Annotated in this window: 21 protein-coding genes; 12 read left to right on the top strand and 9 right to left on the bottom strand. The window is 60.1% G+C overall.

Annotation, left to right across the window (positions count from 1 at the left end; all coding sequences use genetic code 11):
- Window positions 1-20 precede the first annotated feature (20 nt).
- On the top strand, window positions 21-2507 hold the full coding sequence (locus tag RHE_RS17095) for a RodZ family helix-turn-helix domain-containing protein (protein WP_011426575.1): 2487 nt from the start codon (window positions 21-23) through the stop codon (window positions 2505-2507).
- A 223-nt stretch (window positions 2508-2730) separates the two neighbouring features.
- On the opposite strand, the gene rpoH is transcribed toward RHE_RS17095, so the two are convergent.
- Complete coding sequence (rpoH, locus tag RHE_RS17090; protein ID WP_011426574.1) at window positions 2731-3639, bottom strand: RNA polymerase sigma factor RpoH; 909 nt, start codon at window positions 3637-3639, stop codon at window positions 2731-2733.
- A 190-nt stretch (window positions 3640-3829) separates the two neighbouring features.
- Window positions 3830-4855: an RluA family pseudouridine synthase gene (locus RHE_RS17085; protein ID WP_042118958.1), complete on the bottom strand. Its 1026-nt coding sequence runs from the start codon at window positions 4853-4855 to the stop codon at window positions 3830-3832.
- Between the two features lie 41 nt (window positions 4856-4896).
- On the opposite strand from RHE_RS17085, the gene RHE_RS17080 reads away from it, so the two are divergent.
- Together RHE_RS17080 and RHE_RS17075 are read left to right on the top strand one after the other, a co-directional pair.
- Window positions 4897-5280, top strand: a complete 384-nt coding sequence (locus tag RHE_RS17080; protein ID WP_011426572.1) for a hypothetical protein — start codon at window positions 4897-4899, stop codon at window positions 5278-5280.
- Window positions 5281-5286: 6 nt separating this feature from the next.
- On the top strand, window positions 5287-6108 hold the full coding sequence (locus RHE_RS17075; protein ID WP_011426571.1) for a TrmH family RNA methyltransferase: 822 nt from the start codon (window positions 5287-5289) through the stop codon (window positions 6106-6108).
- A gap of 3 nt (window positions 6109-6111) precedes the next feature.
- Here RHE_RS17075 and RHE_RS17070 read toward each other — a convergent pair whose 3' ends face one another.
- Both RHE_RS17070 and RHE_RS17065 read right to left on the bottom strand, forming a co-directional pair.
- Complete coding sequence (locus tag RHE_RS17070; RefSeq protein WP_042118956.1) at window positions 6112-7272, bottom strand: coiled-coil domain-containing protein; 1161 nt, start codon at window positions 7270-7272, stop codon at window positions 6112-6114.
- A 116-nt stretch (window positions 7273-7388) separates the two neighbouring features.
- Window positions 7389-7976: a DUF1134 domain-containing protein gene (locus RHE_RS17065; RefSeq protein ID WP_011426569.1), complete on the bottom strand. Its 588-nt coding sequence runs from the start codon at window positions 7974-7976 to the stop codon at window positions 7389-7391.
- A 194-nt stretch (window positions 7977-8170) separates the two neighbouring features.
- Between RHE_RS17065 and chpT the strand changes: the two genes are divergently transcribed.
- Both chpT and RHE_RS17055 read left to right on the top strand, forming a co-directional pair.
- Window positions 8171-8818: a histidine phosphotransferase ChpT gene (gene chpT, locus RHE_RS17060; RefSeq protein ID WP_011426568.1), complete on the top strand. Its 648-nt coding sequence runs from the start codon at window positions 8171-8173 to the stop codon at window positions 8816-8818.
- Between the two features lie 118 nt (window positions 8819-8936).
- On the top strand, window positions 8937-9299 hold the full coding sequence (locus RHE_RS17055; RefSeq protein ID WP_011426567.1) for a response regulator: 363 nt from the start codon (window positions 8937-8939) through the stop codon (window positions 9297-9299).
- Between the two features lie 177 nt (window positions 9300-9476).
- On the opposite strand, the gene ctrA is transcribed toward RHE_RS17055, so the two are convergent.
- On the bottom strand, window positions 9477-10178 hold the full coding sequence (ctrA, locus tag RHE_RS17050) for a response regulator transcription factor CtrA (protein ID WP_007533606.1): 702 nt from the start codon (window positions 10176-10178) through the stop codon (window positions 9477-9479).
- Window positions 10179-10615: 437 nt separating this feature from the next.
- On the opposite strand from ctrA, the gene RHE_RS17045 reads away from it, so the two are divergent.
- A complete protein-coding gene (locus RHE_RS17045; RefSeq protein ID WP_011426566.1) occupies window positions 10616-10969 on the top strand; it encodes a hypothetical protein in 354 nt (117 codons plus the stop codon).
- Between the two features lie 156 nt (window positions 10970-11125).
- Here the strand turns inward: RHE_RS17045 and RHE_RS17040 are convergent, their stop codons facing one another.
- Window positions 11126-11404: a GNAT family N-acetyltransferase gene (locus tag RHE_RS17040; protein ID WP_041678741.1), complete on the bottom strand. Its 279-nt coding sequence runs from the start codon at window positions 11402-11404 to the stop codon at window positions 11126-11128.
- Between the two features lie 136 nt (window positions 11405-11540).
- Here RHE_RS17040 and RHE_RS17035 point away from each other — a divergent pair, with 136 nt between their 5' ends.
- The gene (locus RHE_RS17035) at window positions 11541-12008 is read left to right on the top strand and encodes a paraquat-inducible protein A (protein ID WP_042118954.1); all 468 of its coding nucleotides are present in this window, start codon (window positions 11541-11543) and stop codon (window positions 12006-12008) included.
- A 19-nt stretch (window positions 12009-12027) separates the two neighbouring features.
- Here RHE_RS17035 and sciP read toward each other — a convergent pair whose 3' ends face one another.
- Window positions 12028-12303: a CtrA inhibitor SciP gene (gene sciP / locus RHE_RS17030; protein WP_007533628.1), complete on the bottom strand. Its 276-nt coding sequence runs from the start codon at window positions 12301-12303 to the stop codon at window positions 12028-12030.
- Between the two features lie 106 nt (window positions 12304-12409).
- Between sciP and RHE_RS17025 the strand changes: the two genes are divergently transcribed.
- Window positions 12410-12859: a hypothetical protein gene (locus RHE_RS17025; protein ID WP_011426562.1), complete on the top strand. Its 450-nt coding sequence runs from the start codon at window positions 12410-12412 to the stop codon at window positions 12857-12859.
- A 99-nt stretch (window positions 12860-12958) separates the two neighbouring features.
- Here the strand turns inward: RHE_RS17025 and RHE_RS17020 are convergent, their stop codons facing one another.
- Window positions 12959-13681 (bottom strand): sugar transferase, encoded by a 723-nt coding sequence (locus RHE_RS17020; RefSeq protein WP_020922107.1) that lies wholly within the window; start codon window positions 13679-13681, stop codon window positions 12959-12961.
- Between the two features lie 557 nt (window positions 13682-14238).
- The gene (cysQ, locus tag RHE_RS17015) at window positions 14239-15036 is read right to left on the bottom strand and encodes a 3'(2'),5'-bisphosphate nucleotidase CysQ (RefSeq protein WP_011426560.1); all 798 of its coding nucleotides are present in this window, start codon (window positions 15034-15036) and stop codon (window positions 14239-14241) included.
- Between the two features lie 535 nt (window positions 15037-15571).
- Between cysQ and RHE_RS17010 the strand changes: the two genes are divergently transcribed.
- From RHE_RS17010 to RHE_RS16995, 4 genes are read left to right on the top strand one after another with little or no spacing between them, the layout of a single operon-like run.
- Complete coding sequence (locus RHE_RS17010; RefSeq protein WP_011426559.1) at window positions 15572-16474, top strand: branched-chain amino acid ABC transporter permease; 903 nt, start codon at window positions 15572-15574, stop codon at window positions 16472-16474.
- 4 nt (window positions 16475-16478) lie between these two features.
- A complete protein-coding gene (livM, locus tag RHE_RS17005; protein WP_011426558.1) occupies window positions 16479-17870 on the top strand; it encodes a high-affinity branched-chain amino acid ABC transporter permease LivM in 1392 nt (463 codons plus the stop codon).
- Window positions 17870-18745 (top strand): ABC transporter ATP-binding protein, encoded by an 876-nt coding sequence (locus tag RHE_RS17000; protein WP_011426557.1) that lies wholly within the window; start codon window positions 17870-17872, stop codon window positions 18743-18745. The genes livM and RHE_RS17000 overlap by 1 nt, the downstream gene beginning before the upstream one ends.
- Window positions 18745-19488, top strand: coding sequence for an ABC transporter ATP-binding protein (locus tag RHE_RS16995; protein WP_011426556.1), 744 nt, complete (start codon window positions 18745-18747; stop codon window positions 19486-19488). Before RHE_RS17000 ends, RHE_RS16995 begins: the two co-directional genes overlap by 1 nt.
- The last annotated feature ends 9 nt before the right edge of the window (window positions 19489-19497 follow it).

The raw sequence follows: 19497 nt of genomic DNA, 5'->3' as shown, positions 1-19497 counted from the left end.
GACTTCTTGAGAAAGTACTGATGGCGGATTTTATTGCAGTCATTCGGCGGGCCGTCGACGGCCTGGCCGAAAATACCCCCGAGATGCGGGTGAAAGTCTACGAACGTGCTCGCGGCGCGGTGCAGCGGCAGCTCGAGAACATGAAGCCGCGTCCGCCGGAAGCCATGCTGCAACGCCAGCTCGAAAAGCTCGAGGCCGCCATTCGCGAGGTGGAGGCTGAACACTCCGAAGCGTTGCCCCTCGATGAGGCAACCGACGCCGGTGCTGCGCCGGAAACCTTGGAAGAACAAGCGGTTGCTGACGAAAGCACGTCGCCGCCTGCGCCCCAGACAACTGTCGACGAGCCGGCCGGTGAAGCGGATGTGGGATCGCCGACGGCCGAGGCAACCCGCGAGCCAGACCACCTGGAAGCCGACGCACGGCAGGAAACTGAGGAGGAGGTCGCGGCCGAGGAGCCCCTTTCCGCGGAACCTGAGCCCGAACAAACACCTGTTTCCGCTGAGACAGCTGCACCCGTCGAGACCTATTGGCATCCCTCGCATGAGGAGGAGGCGCCGGCCGAGGAATGGCATGCCGGCGAGGCGCGTGACGTCGCCGCCGAAGAAATGCAGCCGGAACATCACGGCTTCGAAACGCCGCCTGCCGATCATTCCTACGAGGAAGCCGACGAGCATCGTGCCGATGAGCAGCATCCCGTGGCGGCCGAGGAGATCGCGGCCGAACCGGCGATGGCGGAAAGCCATGAGCCGAAGGCCGAGGCGGCTTACGAGTCCATCGAGTCGTTTCAGCCGATCACACGCGGCATGGAGCATGCATCCAACCGGCTCGTGGAGCCGGTCGCCGATTTCGATCGTGCGCAGGAATTCGTCGAACATAGCCGCGAGGAGCCGCTGCAGGCCGATGCTGCCGGACATTTCGATCCTGTCTGGGCCGAGCCTGCCGTCGAGACGCCGGCTCCGGCGCCCAAGGATGCCGAGACCGAATGGGCCGAACAGGAGCTCCGGCAATATTCGGAAACGGCGCCGGTTACCGCCGACGCTTCGGCGCGTGCCTTCGAAGACGTGATATCGAGTCTCGAGAAAATGACGCCCGCCGCTGTCATGCCGGTCGCCAAGGAAGCTTTTTCCTGGGAGAAAGCTGCCTTCGACGACCTGCCGCCGATCGAGGCGGGCACCGACAAGAAAACGCCGGTTTCCTCGCATTTCGACGACGTTGATATCTTTGCGGAGGTGCACGACGGCAAGCCTACACCCCCCGCCGGCGCGCCGAGCGAGGGGTGGCGCGAAGCGAAGGCGCTGCGTGGCTATGACCGCCGCGGTCCGATCGCCACTGACGATGACGACGCCAATCCGGCGATGGATATCGATCAGATCGTCGCCTCGAAGCTGCAGGGCAAGAATTTCCGCATGGAACCGAAGCGACGCCGCTTCGGCATCGGCACGATAATCACTCTCCTCTTCGCACTTATCCTGATCGGTGGCGGCGCCTATGCCGGCTGGATGAACAGAGAAGCGCTGGTGGCGATGGTCGATGGGCTTGTCAGCTCGGCGCCATCGCAAGCTACGAGGAACGAGGCGGCAATGACGCCGGCGGGGTCCGAGACGCCGGCCCAGACCACGCCGACGCCAGCTCAGCCAGCTGCGCCGGAAGCGCAGAATACGCCGCCGGCACCGGCACAGCCGAACCAGCAAGTGGCGTCATTGAACAATGACGGCGCGGCGGCCAATTCCAAATTTACGCAACGACTGCTTTCCGACGGGACTGAAGTCGACAGCGGCCCGGCGACGGTGCCGGGAACGCCGACTGCTGAAGGCAAATCGGTGGCCGAACAGAACGTCGCGGCGGCGGATACGCCGGCCGCCAGTGCGCAAGGCGATGCGGCCCCGCCCGAGACACTGACGCCGAATGGTCCTGCGGCTTCGCCGCAGCAGGCTGCGCCGGTTGGCTCGTCGGAAAAAATGTTCCTCTACGAGGAGCGTATCGGGCAGAGCTCGCCGACGGCGATCGAGGGAACTGTTGTCTGGAGCGTCCAGCACGAGGCCGGCCAGAACGGCCGGCAGGAAGCGACGATACAGGGCAATGTCACCGTTCCCGAGCGCAACCTTTCGGCTCTCGTCACCTTCAAGCGCAATTCCGATCCGTCGCTGCCGGCGAGCCATCTCGTCGAGATCGTCTTTTCGGTGCCGCCCAACTTTGAAGGCGGCAGCATCGAAAGTGTCCAGCGCATCTCGATGAAGCGCACCGAGCAGGATCGCGGCGACGCGCTGATCGCGGTTCCGGCCAAGATTACCGATGATTTCCACATGATCGCGCTCAACGACTACCCCGATGCGCGCAAGGCAAATCTCGATCTGCTGTCGACCCGCAACTGGATCGATATTCCGATCACCTACCGCAACGGCCGCCGCGCGCTGCTGACGATGGAGAAGGGTGGCACGGGAACGAATGCCTTCAATACAGCCATCAAGGAGTGGACTGCACTCGGGGATGTCTCGACGAGCCAGTGATGGCGGATGCTTCGTTTTTCTTGAGACATTTGTTGTCGGGCGAACTTAACCGCTTGCTCCCTCTTCTCCCCGCTGGGGAGAAGAGATTCGTTGTAACGTCCTGCCTTGCTAAGACATCTGCGGACAGGTTGGATGATGGCGCACCGCACGTTCCAATTGACAAAACAAAAACGCCACCTCCCGCATCCGGAAGGTGGCGTTTCCAACTGTACGTTCAATTCTATCAGGCCGTGGCTTCGACGACGCGGATGGCCTTGGCGCGTTCCAAGGCCTCCTTGCGAACAGCATCCTGCACCTTTTCAAAGGCGCGGACTTCGATCTGGCGGACGCGTTCGCGGCTGATGTCGAACTCGGCTGAGAGATCTTCCAGCGTCACCGGATCCTCGGCAAGGCGGCGGGCCTCGAAGATGCGGCGCTCGCGTTCATTCAGAACACTCATCGCTTTCGCCAGCATGCGCCGGCGGGTTTCGAGCTCATCCTGTTCGATCAGCACGTCTTCCTGGCTCTCGTGGTCGTCCACAAGCCAATCCTGCCATTGACCGCTGTCGCCTTCGGCCGCCTTGATCGGCGCGTTCAGCGAGGCATCGCCGGAGAGACGGCGGTTCATCGAGATGACCTCCTCCTCCGAGACGTTCAACTTAGTGGCGATTTCGGAGACGTGTTCCGGCTTCAGGTCGCCGTCGTCGATCGCCTGGATGCGGCCCTTCAGCCGGCGCAAGTTGAAGAACAGGCGCTTCTGGTTGGCCGTCGTGCCCATTTTCACCGCCGACCACGACCGCAGGATATATTCCTGGATCGAGGCCTTGATCCACCACATGGCGTAGGTGGCGAGGCGGAAGCCGCGTTCGGGATCGAATTTCTTGACGGCCTGCATCAGACCGACATTGCCTTCAGAGACGACTTCGCCGATCGGCAGGCCGTAGCCGCGATAGCCCATCGCGATCTTCGCGACGAGGCGAAGATGGCTGGTGACGAGCTTATGGGCAGCGTCGCGGTCGCCATGCTCGGCATAACGCTTGGCCAGCATATATTCCTGCTGCGGCTCCAGCATCGGGAATTTGCGGATTTCGTCGAGATAACGGTTGAGACCGGCTTCGCCGGCGGTAATGGACGGCAAGGTATTTCGGGCCATAGTGCACCCTCCTAAAGTGAATTCCGGCTCCCAATGGAAACGCGCCCCCGCGTTAAAAGGCGAACCGGGACGTGCGGCTTTTGTTCCAAGCCCGCACTAAGTCCATATACAGATAAGTATGGCGAAACCGCGGTTCAAGGTGCCGCTCACGCAGGTGTGAGGCGGCGAGAGCGGTGTCCCGAAGCCGCCTTTATCGCCGCAGTGCCGCCACCAGTTTCACCATATCGTCCGGCAGCGGTACTTCGAAATGCATGAGTTCGCCGGTGCGGGGATGCTCGAATTGCAGCATGAAGGCATGCAGTGCCTGGCGGCCGAAACCATTGACGACCTTGCGGATCTCTTCAGGCAGAAGATTGGCCTTGGTCCTGAAGCCGGCGCCATAAACGGTGTCGCCAACGAGCGGATGACCGATATGGGCCATGTGCACGCGGATCTGATGGGTGCGGCCGGTTTCCAAGTGGCACTCGACCAGCGAGGCGAGCGCGGTCGCGTCAGGGTTCTCCTGGAAGCGCTCGATCACTTCGTAATGCGTGATCGCCGCGTCGGCATCCTGGCTGTCGGGGCGTTTGACGGCCCGACGGGTGCGGTCGCCGGTGGCGCGGCCGAGCGGCGCATCGATTGTTCCTGACAGAGTGCGGGGACGGCCCCAGACGACTGCCCGGTAGGCCCGCTCCAGCGGCATGGTGCGGCCGTGGTCGGCAAATTGAAGCGAGAGGTGGCGATGGGCGACGTCGTTCTTGGCGACGACCATGACGCCTGTCGTGTCCTTGTCGAGACGATGGACAATGCCGGGACGGCGCACGCCGCCGATGCCGGAGAGCGTATCGCCGCAATGATGGATCAGCGCGTTGACCAGCGTCCCTGTCCAGTTACCGGAGCCGGGATGGACGACCAGACCCGCCGGTTTCGATATGACGATAAGATCATCGTCCTCATGCAAGATTTCGAGCGGGATATCCTCGCCCTTTGGGGTCGGGTCCTCCGGTTCGGGCAGGGTGATCTCGAAACTGTCGCCGACGCGCACCTTGCGCTGCGGATCGGTAACCTGCTCGCCTCGCAAAGAAACCTGCCCGTCCTTGATCAGCGCCTTGATGCGGCTGCGGGAAAAATCCTCACCGACCTGCGCCGTCAGCCAGGCGTCGAGCCGGCCTTCGGCGGTTTCATCGGCGGTCAGGACTTTTCTAATGCCGGCTGCTTGTTTAAAGGGGTCGCTCAAGACGCTTCTTCTCCGACGTATTTTTAGAACGGAACGCACAGATGACAGCAATCGAGCCAGACGACCAGGAAGAGAAGCCCCTTGATCCGGCGATGGAAAGTGTCCGGCGCAAGATGGTCCGCCTGCAGATTGTGTCCGGCGCCATCATGTTCGTCAGCCTTATGGCGGTCTTCGGCGCTGTTGTCTACAAGACGATGCGCGAGCCCAAGGAGACCACGTCCACCGCCGCAGCCTCCGGTGTGCCTTCGGATGCACCGCTCGCTGCGACCCTTTCCCTGCCGATCGGGTTCAAGGTGCAGTCCACCTCGTTTTCGGCGGGACAGATCCTGTTCTATGGGGAAACGGTTGAACGCACGAGGAAGGCGCTGGTATTCGATCTGAGGACCGGCCGCACGGTCGCCGACGTCACCGTCGCGGGGGATTGAGGCGGGATGGCCGCCCCGATCGTCATCGACAGCGCCAACGATCCACGCATCGCTGAGTTTCGCGATATAAGAGAGCGTGACCTGACGGGCCGCGAAAACCGCTTTATTGCCGAAGGCACTGTCGTGCTGCGCATGCTCGCCGAGGCGCATGCGGCACGTCGCGGCTTCTCGGCCGAGAAAATCCTGCTGCTGCGCAATCGCGTCGATGGCCTGCAATCCGTCCTGGAACGGTTTCCGGCTAGTGTGCCGGTCTATGTCGCCGAGGCTAAAGTGCTCGATGGCGTCGTCGGCTTTCATCTGCATCGCGGCGTTCTCGCCCTCGGCAAGCGAGAGGACCGCGGCGAGGCAGCACTTCTCGACGCATTACCGGAACGGGCACTGGTGCTGGTCGGCTGCGGCATTTCCAACCATGACAATGCCGGCTCGATGTTTCGCAATGCTGCCGCCTTCCGGGCGGATGCCGTGCTGCTCGACGAAACCTGCTGCGATCCGCTCTATCGCAAGGCATTGCGTGTGTCGGTCGGCTCGGTGCTGAGCGTTCCGCATCGGCGCGGCGGCAAGGCGCTGGACCTGCTCCTCGCGCTTGCCCAACGTGGCTTTGCCATCTGGACGCTTTCGCCGCATGGGAAGACAGACATCCGCGCCATTCCGGCTGCGGCACGCATGGCGCTCGTCATCGGCACGGAGGGGGAGGGCCTGCCGGAGGCACTGCTGGCGCGCTTTCAGAGCGCCCGTATCCCGCAATCGGACCAGCTCGACAGTCTCAACGCGGCGACTGCGACGGGGATCGCATTGTTTTCCATGGCCTCGACCATGGGGCGGCTATGAGCTTTAACGCAGCGGATGGGCGATGATGGCGGCCGCCCTGTCGGCAAGGCTGACGCGATCGCTCGGATTCTTGTTGCCGGTATCCGGCAGCAGTGCGCGGATCGGTGAGGAAGGGCCTTCGTTGAGTGCGGTCAGCGCCACCATATTCGCGGCGATTGAGGCGATCTCCTCGCGGATCGCGCCATCGCGTCCGGTGACGGACTTTGCCTTCTGCAGGCGCTCGGCAAGGGCGGCGCTGCGTTTGCGGACGTCCTCGCCTATCTCAGCCGTGACAGCGGCCGTGTCGAGCGCGGATGCGGTCGTGTCTTCGGCCGTCAATTCCGCCGGTAGTTCCGTCGCTATCTTGGCCAGGCCGGCGTCGCGCAGCACCCGGTTGATCTTGCGGATCTCGGCATTGGCGGCTTTCAACTGCTCCTTCAACTTGACGATCTCCTGCTGACGGCGGGCGAGCTGCGTTTCCTTCTCGGCGGCGGAAGCGCTTTCGCGCGCAGCCTTGTCCTCCAGGCGGATCACCATATGCTGCTGCTGCGTCAGTTTCTGCTCGGCATCCCTAGCCCGCTTCTGCAGCAGGTTGACGTCCTGGCGCAATGTGTCGCGTTCGTCGCGCAGCGCGTTGGCGCGGAATTTCAGACTTTCCGCTTCGGTCTCACGCGCGGCGAGATCGATTCTCAGCCCATCGGCCTGTTCGCTGAGTTTGCTCAGTCGCGTCCGCATTGCCGCCAGTTCGCTCTCCTTGTTGGCGGCGGATTGTTCGGCAATATGCAGATTGGTCTTCAACTGGCTGATATAGTTCTCATCCTTGCGCAGATGCGAGCGCTGCTCGGCCGCCTCGACATGCATCTCGACGATCTGGGCCTGCAATTCGCCGATCTCTGCGGCCAGCCTGCCGGCATCGACGGCGAGCGCATCGTGGCGCAGCTGGAGCGACAGAGATTTCTCGCGCTCACGCAGAAGGTCCTGGGTGGTGCGGGCATTTTCGGCGGCATGAAGCGCGCGCACCATATCCTTCTGGGCGCGAACCTCCTGCGGGCTCAGCGGCATCGTCGCCTTGAGGCGGTTTTCGGTATACCAGACAATGCGGCGATGAACGGCCGGCGAGACGAGAAAGACGAGGAAGGCCGCGGTCAGGAAGCCCAATCCGAACAAGAGAGCGTATTCGATCACGGCGCGGCCATCGATTCGACAGTTAATGCGGGGTCAGCCGCGATGATTATGCAGGCATGGCACGCATGGCAAGGCCGCCGATGCCGGCGGCGGCCGATTCCTGCCGCTTTACGGCCTCAGAAGGGATTCCAGGTCGGCGCCTGGGTGATTTTGAGATAGCCGACATTGACACCAAGGCGGGCGCCAACACCGGTGCGGATCGGCACAACCAGGACATCGTTGTTTTTCAGCACCGTCATGCCGAAGCCGGCGATCACATAGGCCGAGCCGCTGACGCCGCCGAAGCGGGCATAGATGCCGTCTATAGAGGGCAGATCGTAGACCAGCATCATGACGCGCGAACCCTGGCCACCGTAATCGATGCCGAGAGACGGCCCCTGCCAGTAGAGTGGATGCTCGCCGGCGTTCTTGGTGTTGAGTTGGCCTTCGCCGTAGGTGAGACCGGCGATGAAGGCGCCGCCGCCTTCCTGCCCGAGAATATAACCGTTCGGCAGACCGTATTTCTGGAAGGCGCTCTCGACCACCTTGGCAAGGCCGCCGCTGGCAGAGCCGAAGAAGGAGTGGCCGGTATCGATGATTTCCTGCATCGTATACTGACCGTTGTTCTGGGCGGCGGCTGGCCCGGCGATCATCAACGAGGAGAGGACGAGGGCCGAAAGCAACCTGCAGAAGCCAATGAATCGGTGCGGAAATCGAGGGCGCATGATGTCATCCGTTCGTCGTTTGGCTGGAGCGGGCACCCGCTCGCGTCGATTGCTGCATTTTGCGCCGATGATCTTAACAATCGGTTTACCAAATATGGTGTCATTATGGCACTCAATACGATCGCAAACTTCGCGCAATTTTGATGAAGCATATTCGCGGGCGCGATGAGATTGCCGCCCTTCAGGAGACGATGATGTCCAAGAACCCGAACCTCACCCTGTCCGGCCCGGATCTGGCCGCGCTTCTCTGCAGCCGCGTTTGCCACGATGTCATCTCGCCCGTCGGCGCGATCAACAACGGCCTGGAACTTTTGGATGAGGGCGGCGCTGATTCCGATGCAATGGATCTGATTCGCACCAGTGCGCTCAACGCCTCCGTCCGCCTGAAATTCGCGCGCCTCGCCTTTGGTGCGTCCGGTTCCGTCGGTGCCTCGATCGATACCGGCGAGGCAGAGCGAGCCGCCAAGGATTTTGCGATCGCCGAGAAGAAGACCGAAGTAATCTGGAACGGACCGCGTGCCATCGTGGCCAAGAACCGCGTCAAGCTGCTGCTCAACCTCTTCCTCGTCGCCTATTCGGCGATTCCGCGCGGCGGCGTGCTCGAGGTAACGCTCGAAAATCCCGAATTCGACGCCAAGTTCACGCTCACGGCGAAAGGCAAGCTGATGCGTCTGCCGCCGAAATTCGTCGAGATATCGACGGGCACGATCGAGGAAGCGATCGACGCCCATTCGATCCAGCCGTACTACGCCGTGCTTCTGGCCGAGGAGTGCGGAATGACGCTTGACCACAGCGCCAGCCCTGACGAACTGGTGTTCACGGCGACGGTTGCTGCGGTCTGATTTCGGCGTGCAGCAGCATGCTCTCGCCCGTCTGGTAACGATTCCTTAGCCTGATGGACCTATTCTCTTAGGTTGTGGAAGACCCCTCGTTGCGACGAATGCGGGGAAAGGAGTAGTCATGCAAAGGTTCATGATCACCGATAATTCGGACATTGTCCGCAAGGTCGGCAAGCGCATTCTCTCCGAACTCGACTTTCTCGTCAGTGAGGCCTCCAATGCCGCCGAGGCGCTGCAGCGCTGCCAGACAGAGTTGCCGGAATACCTGATCGTCGATTCCGGTATGGAAGGGGCACTCGACCTCATCGCGGCCATCCGCGCCATGGACGGCGGCAAAGAGGTCAAGATCTATTACTGCGTCATCGAGGCGGATCTGAAGAAGCTCATGGCGGGTAAGCGAGCCGGCGCAACCGATTTCCTGCTGAAGCCGTTCGATCGTAAGATCCTAACCGCCGTTTTCGGAAATCGTGCGATTGCCGCCTGACGGCAGCTTTCTTCCCGCCGCATCGGCCGTCCCTGAGCATAGTGCCGAAAGCGCCGCCGGGTTCCGGCTGATGCTGCGCTTTTCCTTGACCGGGATTCGACCGGTTCGGCCGGCAGTGCAAACGAAAAATCCCGCCGAGAGGGCGGGATTTCGTCATCCGATAAGGGGGTCGGAAGATCAAGCGGTTTCCGCATATTCTGTGCCATCCGGCTCGCGAAGAACGTAACCACGACCCCAGACGGTTTCGATGTAGTTGGCGCCGCCGGCGGCGTTGGCGAGCTTCTTGCGCAGCTTGCAGATGAAGACGTCGATGATCTTCAGTTCCGGCTCGTCCATGCCGCCGTAAAGGTGGTTCAGGAACATTTCCTTGGTGAGCGTGGTGCCCTTGCGAAGCGAAAGCAGCTCCAGCATCTGATATTCCTTGCCCGTCAGGTGGACGCGCTGGCCGCCGACTTCGACGGTCTTGGCGTCAAGATTGACGATCAACTCGCCGGTCATGATGACCGACTGGGCGTGACCCTTGGAGCGGCGAACGATAGCGTGGATGCGGGCGACCAGTTCGTCCTTGTGGAACGGCTTGGTCATGTAGTCGTCGGCGCCGAAGCCGAGGCCGCGAACCTTGTCCTCGATGCCTGCCATGCCCGATAGAATGAGGATCGGTGTCTTGACCTTGGACAGCCGGAGAGTGCGGAGCACTTCATATCCGGACATGTCGGGCAGGTTCAGATCGAGAAGGATGATGTCGTAATCATACAGCTTGCCCAGATCGACGCCTTCTTCACCGAGATCGGTGGTGTAAACATTAAAACTCTCTGATTTGAGCATCAATTCGATGCTCTGCGCCGTAGCGCTGTCATCCTCGATGAGAAGTACCCGCATAATTATCCCCTTTACCGCCGCCGAAAGGTGGTCTGGCCCCCTACACGCTACCCGAACAAGCTACGTGATTTGGAAGCTGCCACGAAATGGTTAACAAATTCTAATTCACTCTGGCAAGGAGTATCGAATTTATTAAATAATTTTTCCATTTCTCTGTTTTCCAATAGGAATCTCAAAAAGGCGTTCCTCAACGTTAACTTTAGGAAACGGCGCTAAGTGATTCATCCGACTCGCCAATGAAAAGGTTCGAACTTCATGCCATGGCATTTACCGACCCTTAAATCATCGGGCCTATCATTAACGATGCCCGTAAACGAAAGGTTACCAGCGGTAGGTTTTTGTTAATATCGCAGGAAATTTTTTAGCAAACCGTGTCAAAGCGGCGCGCAGGGCGGTTTCAAGTTGAGCCGGGGTCTCGCATCACGGGAGTTATGCGTATGAAGTCGCGAGAAAGTCTCGTTCGCCTGAAAGAGTTTCAGGTGAACGAAAAACGACGTCAATTGCAGCAATTGCAGATGATGATGTCCGAATTCGAACGGATGACGAAAGATCTGGAGAGCCAGATCGTCGTCGAGGAAAAGAAGTCCGGTATATCCGACCCGAATCACTTTGCTTATCCGACCTTCGCCAAGGCCGCGCGTCAGCGGGCCGACAACCTGCAGGTTTCAATCAAGGAACTGAAGATGCAGGAAGAGGCGCTGGAACTGGCGCTTGAGGAAATGCAGGCGGAATATGCAAGGGCGACGGCGCTGGAAGAACGTGACAGCGGCGCCCGCGCTGCCAGGGCCTAAACGGAAATGCGGGCGCCGGCGTCGGCGCCCGGGGAATCGCCACAGAGAAGCCATGTATGATGGGCATGTCGTCCGTCATACATGGCTTTTGGTGTTTCCCGCGTGTTGCGTCCGCACGCCGCCGCTCCACGCGGCGACCGCTTCAGGCGTCGCGAATCAGTTCACGATATCCTGCCATTCCGGATGACGTTGCGCCTGCGCCTTGAAGAACGGGCAGAGCGGAATGATCTTCCAACCGCCAGCGCGAGCCGATTCCACCGCGTGCAGCGCCAATGCCTGGCCGACACCCTTGCCGCGCAGGGCATCGGGAACCGCCGTGTGATCGATGATGACGAGCTTCGGCGAGGTGCGCGAATAGGTCATCTCCGCCTCGTGCCCCTCGACGTCCACGGCATAACGGCCGCCGGATGCGCCTTCCTCATTTCGGATATCCATCGTCTTTCCTCGTACACAGATATTTATCGCAGCCGACGGTGACACGGTGGCGCGGTCGTGCCAAGCCGGTGGAACAGTTCCTAAGGGAGACGCAGTGTTCATGAAAAATGTCGGATCGGCGCGAGGTTTTGGGGCAATGAGCGCGCTTTCGATCCTCCGCCCCGCTCTTCTCGTGGCCGCGCCTTTCCTCCTGGCGCTCGGCCTGATCTTGCCGCTGGTCCGTTTCGAGACGCTGTATTTCTTCGATCAGACCCCTTCGCTCATCGAAATCGTCGTCTCGCTCTGGCAAGGCGGAGATGGGCTGCTGGCGGCGATCGTCGCGCTGGTCTCGATCGTGCTTCCGTTTCTAAAGATGATCGGAATTGCGGCGGAAGCGACGGCTGCCGGCAGCGGGGCCGGGAGCCTGTTCTATTGTCGCGTCGTGCCGCATCTGTCCAAGTGGTCAATGATGGACGTGCTGCTGGTCGCGATCGTCATTGCTGCGGCGAAGACAACGGGGTTGGCGGATGCCTTCACGCAGCCCGGCCTCTGGTGCTACGCCGCCTCGTCAATAATTTCGGGCCTTCTTCACTCCCTGATGGGAGATGCGTCCGGCCCGAAATAAATGGCGAGATGGGGCGCGATCAGTGGCGATATTGCTGGATGCGCGTGGTGCGCAGGCCGGCGAGGCCATGGCTGTTGATCGACGACTGCCATGAAAGGAACTCTTCGACCGTGAGCGTGTAACGCTCGCAGGCCTCTTCCAAGCTCAACAGGCCACCGCGAACAGCCGCGACAACCTCTGCCTTGCGGCGGATCACCCAGCGCCGTGTATTGGGCGGCGGAAGGTCCGCGATGGTCAGGGGGCTGCCATCGGGGCCGATGACATATTTCACTCGGGGACGTATCATTTCGGTCATTGGACTCTCTACACAACGCAAGACCACGAGCGCCACTCTAGCCTGCCACATTTAAAAATTGCCTAAGCCCAACGTAAGACTTTGATAACAAATTTAGACGCCCGGAGTGGCCGGTGAACGAGCGAAGCAGAATCCCGCCGGCTCTCACGAGCACGTCGATCTTTTCTTTGGCATCAAACCGCTGACGGCGATGAAGCGGACGGTTCCGCCGATCTTCTGTAAGGAGGGATCGATTGCGGGCGGTGTTTCCGATCAGGAAAATTGCCGCCGCGGCACGCTCGTCCAGGTGTTCGGCCCGAAGAACGGCTTCGCCTTCGCATTGCACGACACTGACCTGAAACAATACATTTTCGCTACTCGGGCAGCCAGGTCGGCACGGGAGCATTCTGTGGCAATGCGCTATGGCTGCGTGAGCTTCTGGATCAGCTCTCACGCAACAGCAATCGAAAATGGCTCGCCGGAAACGTCTACCCGGCGCCAGATCGAAGAGCTGCGCTGTCGGCGAAACGCAGGAGCAGCGATGAGATTGCGATCATTCTCGATCTCTCGTCGTTAAAGAGCGCGATGTATGCGCCATATATGGTCAACCGCACGCAGGCGGTCGCCAGAACCGCACCGGCCGCCCTGAGGCAGCCGGGCCTTTCTCACAGAAAGCTTAGAAGCCTTTTCCGCCGGTCAATTCGGATACGACGGTTCCGGCGATGATGCGCATATCCATCCAAATCGAGAAATTCCCGACATAATAAAGATCGCAGGCGATACGGGCGCGCGCCTTGGCGGGACGATCGGTCGGACCGCGCAGGCCACGCATCTGGGCGAGACCGGTCATGCCGGGACGCATCGCGTGGCGCTGGTGATATTCCGGCACGAGCTCTTCATAGAGAACGCCGCCGGCGCGCATGCCGATTGCATGGCAGCGGGGACCGACGACCGACATGTCGCCCAACAGCACGTTCAACAGCTGTGGCAGTTCGTCGATGTTAGTGCGGCGCAGAATAGCGCCGATGCGGGTGATGCGCGGGTCGTTCTTCACCGTCTGGGCAACGCCCGAGACATCGCAGAGATCGGTGCGCATGGAACGGAACTTGTAGACCTTGATGGCCTTGCAGTTCTTACCCCAACGGGTCTGCTTGAACAGCACCGGTCCTGGGCTGTCGAGCTTGATCAGCAGGGCGACGAGGAGAAGGAAAGGGGCGAGGACGAGGAGGGCGCTCAACGATGAAACTATGTCGAACGCCCGCTTCAGGGCGAGATCCACCCACGGCGCCTGGGAGGCATCGCTATGGATGACGGGGGTCTGAATCTTCAGGCTCGGCTGCTGGCGGCTCGGGCGGAAGGAATCAGTCGAAATGGTGTTGTTTAATTCCGTGATGCTCAACGATCGTACTCTGTTGTCTTCGAGGGGCGCGGCGGCAATAGGCGATCAATGGTTTGCCCTGTGACCAGGGCTGCACTCAGGTGTTGGTAACCCTACTAAAACGGAAAAATGCGACAATTGTGTAATGGTGTCCAGAGAAATATCGCATCGCAATAAATCTTTCGCACTTGCGTTAAGTTGAGGCAAGCTCATGATATTTCGTTAATAATTGCAATTTCGTCAAGGTTTCTAGGCCTTTGGCGAGGGCTTCCATGGAGCTATCCTCGTGTTGTTTCGACACGCGACCGCGGTTTGGCAGCCGGCATTTTTAACGAATTCCAACGTGAACTTTTTTGCCGGATATGTTCGGCCGTCCTCAAACTGTGTCAGAATATGACAAAATCAAGGCCGAATCGACAGCGTTCATAACTGTGAGGGATGGAGGGGTGTGCCCAGCCCGGAATCACGCGACCCCTTCCGGTTTCTGTCAGGGTCTTGTGCGCCTCAGGCGCGGCAGGCGCAGAACATCATAATGAGCGGGTCGCGCCGTCACGGCATTTGCGAATGCCCGCGGATGGTCACGCCGGTTCGAGGACGCGTTTCCTGCCGCCCCAGGAGATGAAGTTCGGATTGGCAAAGTCGAAATCGGCCGCCGTCCCCGTCTTGCCATAGGTCAGCAGCGCCCCGTCGAGCGTCACCGTCGATCCCCCGGCAGCGCGCAGCACTGCGTCGCCGGCCGCGGTGTCCCATTCCATCGTGCGGGTGAAGCGTGGATAGACGTCGGCCTTGCCTTCGGCCAGCAGGCAGAACTTCAGCGAGGAGCCGATATTGGTGCATCTGGAGATCGCGTGATCGGCGAGGAAGGTTCCCGTCTCCGGGCTGTTGTGACGAAGGCTTGCAAGTGCAAGCCGATCGTCCAACTGCTCGCGCACGGCAATTGCTGTGCGTGCCCCGATGGTGAAGTTCTCGGTGACCTCAAGCCTTTCGGCACGGCTGCGCTCCCCCGAGAAGGCGAGCCCGAGGGCCGGCGCGTAGACGATGCCGGCGACTGGGGCGCCGTTCTCGATATAGGCGATGTTGACGGTGAATTCCTGCCGTCCGTCGACGAATTCACGGGTGCCGTCGAGAGGGTCGACCAGGAAGAAGCTTCGGCCGCTGATGTCGGGCACGTTTCCGGCGGCAACCGACTCTTCTGCCACGATGGGTATATCGGGATAATCCCTGGAGAGATGGGCGAGGATGATGCGTTCGGCCTCCTCGTCGGCAACCGTAACCGGGCTTGCGTCCGCCTTCATGGCAATGGGAAAGCCTTCGCGCAAAACCGCGATGATGGCCTTACCGGCTTCGAGCGCTGCCTTTTCAAATGTCGTCAGCATTGTCCTTTTGCCGTTCGCCGCGTGACGAGCGCTCGCTGTCGCCCGTCGTCAACCATCCCTGTCGCACCAGATATCGATATGGTGGTTCTCGGCGCGCCCCGCACCCCCGATAACGCAGATTGAAGATACTACCATGAGTTTCCGCAGCTGTCAGGCGAGGATGGCGGCATTTACCTGTGAAATACCATTCGCAAAAACTACGGGCTCAAGGGTTGAAATTGCGCTTTCTTCCAGCCTTGTGGAATAGCTTACGCGGGAAGCGACGCAGCAAATCGAAGGCGCTCTTGCCGGATGGTTAAGACGGCAGCAGGTTTTGGCTAAAAATGGCTCTGTCTTTGCCCATTTTCTGTGGATTTTGGTTCAAAATGCGCCATTTAGGCCTGTTCGAACAAGATTCTGCTGGAGTAAACCCTTTTTGTCTTCACATTTTCAACGAAACCGCTATGCATGCGGCCTATGAGGTTCCTTAAACGGGGAACCGAATAACCAAAAAGAGATGCAGCATCTTCGGCTCGCATCCAGGGGAAAACGACATATGGAGTATTTCGTCCAGCAGCTCTTCAATGGGCTGACGCTCGGATCCATCTATGGCCTCGTGGCTATCGGCTATACGATGGTTTATGGTATTATCGGCATGATCAACTTCGCCCATGGCGACATTTTCATGCTCGGTGGTTTCGCCGCTCTTATCGTCTTCCTCGTCCTCACATCCATCTTCGCAGGTCTCCCCGTGGCAATTTTGCTGCTGGCGATGCTTGTCGTCGCGATGTTGATGACGAGTTTGTGGAATTGGACGATCGAGCGTGTCGCATACCGTCCTTTGCGCGGTTCATTCCGCCTGGCGCCGTTGATCACCGCGATTGGCATGTCGATCGTGCTGTCCAACTTCATTCAGGTGACGCAGGGGCCGCGCAACAAGCCGATCCCGCCGATGGTGAGCTCGGTTTACCAGTTCGGCAACATCTCGGTGTCGCTGAAGCAGATCATCATCATCCTGATCACGGTGGTGCTGCTGACGGTCTTCTGGTATATCGTCAATCATACCGCGCTTGGCCGCGCGCAGCGCGCCACGGAGCAGGATCGCAAGATGGCGGCGCTGCTCGGGGTCAATGTCGACCAGACGATCTCGATCACTTTCGTCATGGGGGCGGCGCTGGCCGCCGTCGCCGGGACGATGTATCTGATGTATTATGGCGTCGCTTCGTTCGCCGATGGTTTCACGCCGGGTGTGAAGGCATTTACCGCAGCCGTTCTCGGCGGCATCGGCTCGTTGCCGGGCGCCGTTCTCGGCGGGCTGATGATCGGCCTGATCGAGTCGCTGTGGTCAGCCTATTTCACCATCGCGTATAAGGATGTGGCGACCTTCGCCATCCTCGCTTTCGTGCTGATCTTCAAGCCGACGGGCATCCTCGGACGGCCGGAAGTCGAGAAGGTATAACGTCATGGCAAACATCGAGAATTCTGCAGGCAAGCCCGATGCCGGACTTGTCCGCAAAGGTCTTATCGAAGCCCTTTTCGCCGCCGTTCTCTCCCTCGGCATGTTCGTTCTCTATGTCGGCCTGAAAACCGATCAGAACATCAACAACGAGCTGATCATCGTCCAGCGGTGGGGACTGCTGGCGATCTTTGTCGCTATTGCCGCGATCGGTCGTTTCGCGATGGTCGTTTTCATCAAGCCGAATATCGACCGCCGAAAACTCCGCAAGGCGCGGGAAGGCGATCTCGACATCTCGACTGAAAAGAGCTTCTTCCATCGGCATTTCCTGAAGATCGCATTGATTGCGTTGCTGCTTTATCCCATGGTGATCGTGGCGCTCGTCGGCGCTCAGGGCTCCCTGAAATGGGTCGACAATTTCGGCATCCAGATCCTGATCTACGTGATGCTCGCTTGGGGGCTGAACATTGTCGTCGGCCTCGCGGGCCTTCTTGATCTCGGCTATGTCGCCTTCTATGCGGTTGGCGCCTATTCCTACGCCCTGCTGTCCAGCTATTTCGGCCTGTCCTTCTGGGTGCTGCTGCCGCTTTCCGGTATCCTCGCAGCGCTCTGGGGCCTCATTCTCGGCTTCCCGGTGCTGCGTCTGCGCGGCGACTATCTCGCCATCGTCACGCTCGCCTTCGGTGAGATCATCCGCCTCGTCCTGATCAACTGGACCGACGTGACCAGAGGAACCTTCGGCATCTCAAGCATTCCGAAGGCGACGCTCTTCGGCATTCCATTTGATGCGACGGCCGGCGGCTTTGCCAAGCTCTTTCACCTGTCGATGTCTTCCGCCTACTACAAGATTTTCCTCTTCTACCTGATCCTGGCGCTGTGCATGCTGACGGCCTACGTCACCATCCGCCTGCGGCGCATGCCGATCGGGCGTGCCTGGGAAGCACTGCGTGAAGACGAGATAGCTTGCCGTTCGCTCGGCATCAACACGGTGACGACCAAGCTGACGGCGTTCGCGACGGGAGCCATGTTCGGTGGCTTCGCGGGCTCGTTCTTCGCCGCTCGCCAGGGCTTCGTCTCGCCCGAATCCTTCATCTTCCTGGAATCGGCCGTCGTTCTCGCCATCGTCGTTCTCGGCGGCATGGGTTCACTGACCGGCATTGCGATCGCCGCGATCGTCATGGTGGGCGGTACCGAAGCGTTGCGCGAAATGGATTTTCTGAAAGCAGTCTTCGGGCCCGACTTCACGCCGGAACTCTACCGCATGCTGCTCTTCGGTCTCGCAATGGTGGTCGTCATGCTGTTCAAACCGCGCGGTTTTGTCGGATCGCGTGAACCAACCGCCTTCCTCAAGACACGCAAGGCCGTATCCGGAAGCTTCACCAAGGAGGGCCACGGTTGATGAGCCCCGTCACCAATACGATGTCGAGCGACACGCTTCTCAGGGTCGAGCACCTGTCAATGAAGTTCGGCGGCCTGATGGCCATCAACGACTTCTCCTTCGAGGCCAAGCGCGGCGACATCACCGCGTTGATCGGTCCGAACGGCGCCGGCAAGACCACAGTCTTCAACTGCATCACCGGCTTCTATAAGCCGACGATGGGGATGATCACGCTTAATCAGAGAAGCGGCAAGCAGTACCTGCTGGAGCGTCTGCCGGACTTTCGCATCACCAAGGAAGCCAAGGTGGCGCGCACCTTCCAGAACATCCGGCTGTTTTCCGGCCTGACCGTTCTTGAAAATCTGCTCGTTGCCCAGCACAACAAGCTGATGCAGGCGTCGGGTTATACCATTCTCGGTCTCATCGGCATCGGCCCTTATCGGCGAGAAGCCGCAGCAGCCGTCGAGTTGGCGCGTCATTGGCTTGAAAAGGCCGATCTGATCGAGCGTGCCGACGATCCGGCAGGCGATCTGCCTTATGGCGCCCAGCGCCGTCTCGAGATCGCGCGTGCAATGTGCACAGGCCCGGAATTGCTTTGCCTGGACGAACCGGCCGCAGGCCTCAACCCGCGCGAATCTGCTAAACTGAACGAGCTTTTGCAGGGCATTCGCGCCGATACCGGAACCTCCATTCTCCTCATCGAGCATGACATGTCTGTGGTTATGGAAATCTCCGATCACGTCGTCGTCCTCGAATATGGCCAGAAGATTTCCGATGGCACGCCGGATCACGTGAAGCACGATCCGAAGGTCATTGCGGCCTATCTCGGCGTCGAGGATGAAGAAGTGGAAGAGGTGATCGCAACCGTCGAGCAGCTCGAAGGAGGCGCAAACTGATGGGCGATGCAGTCATAATGGGTCAACCGCTCCTTCAGGTGAACGGCGTCGAAACCTACTACGGCAATATCCGCGCGCTGGCCGGCATCGATGTCGAGGTCAACAAGGGCGAGATCGTCAGTCTGATCGGCGCCAATGGCGCCGGCAAGTCGACGCTGATGATGACGATCTGCGGCAGCCCCCAGCCCCGTAAGGGCTCGATCGTCTTCGAGGGTCGCGAGATCACCCGTATGCCGACCCATGAAATCGCGCGCCTGCGCATCGCGCAGTCGCCGGAAGGGCGTCGCATCTTCCCGCGCATGACGGTCATGGAAAACCTCCAGATGGGCGCAGGTCTCGACAATCTCAAATATTTCGCCGAGGACGTCGAGAAGATCTTCACGCTCTTCCCGCGTCTCAAGGAACGTCACGCCCAGCGCGGCGGCACGCTTTCGGGCGGCGAGCAACAGATGCTGTCGATCGGTCGCGCGCTGATGGCGCGCCCGAAGCTGCTGCTGCTCGACGAACCTTCGCTCGGCCTTGCCCCGCTGATCGTTAAGGGGATTTTCGAAGCAATCCGAAAGCTCAATGAGCAGGAAGGCCTCACGGTGTTCCTCGTCGAGCAGAACGCATTCGCGGCCCTGAGACTCTCGCACCGCGCTTACGTAATGGTGAACGGCAAGGTGACGATGAGTGGCTCCGGCAAGGAACTGCTCGCCAATCCGGAAGTCCGCGCCGCCTATCTCGAAGGCGGAAGACATTAGGTCGAAGGA

The sequence above is a fragment of the Rhizobium etli CFN 42 genome (assembly GCF_000092045.1).
Taxonomy (GTDB): domain Bacteria; phylum Pseudomonadota; class Alphaproteobacteria; order Rhizobiales; family Rhizobiaceae; genus Rhizobium; species Rhizobium etli.
The sequence above is the reverse complement of the archived record's forward strand: the minus strand, read 5'-3'. Positions and strand labels throughout refer to the sequence as shown.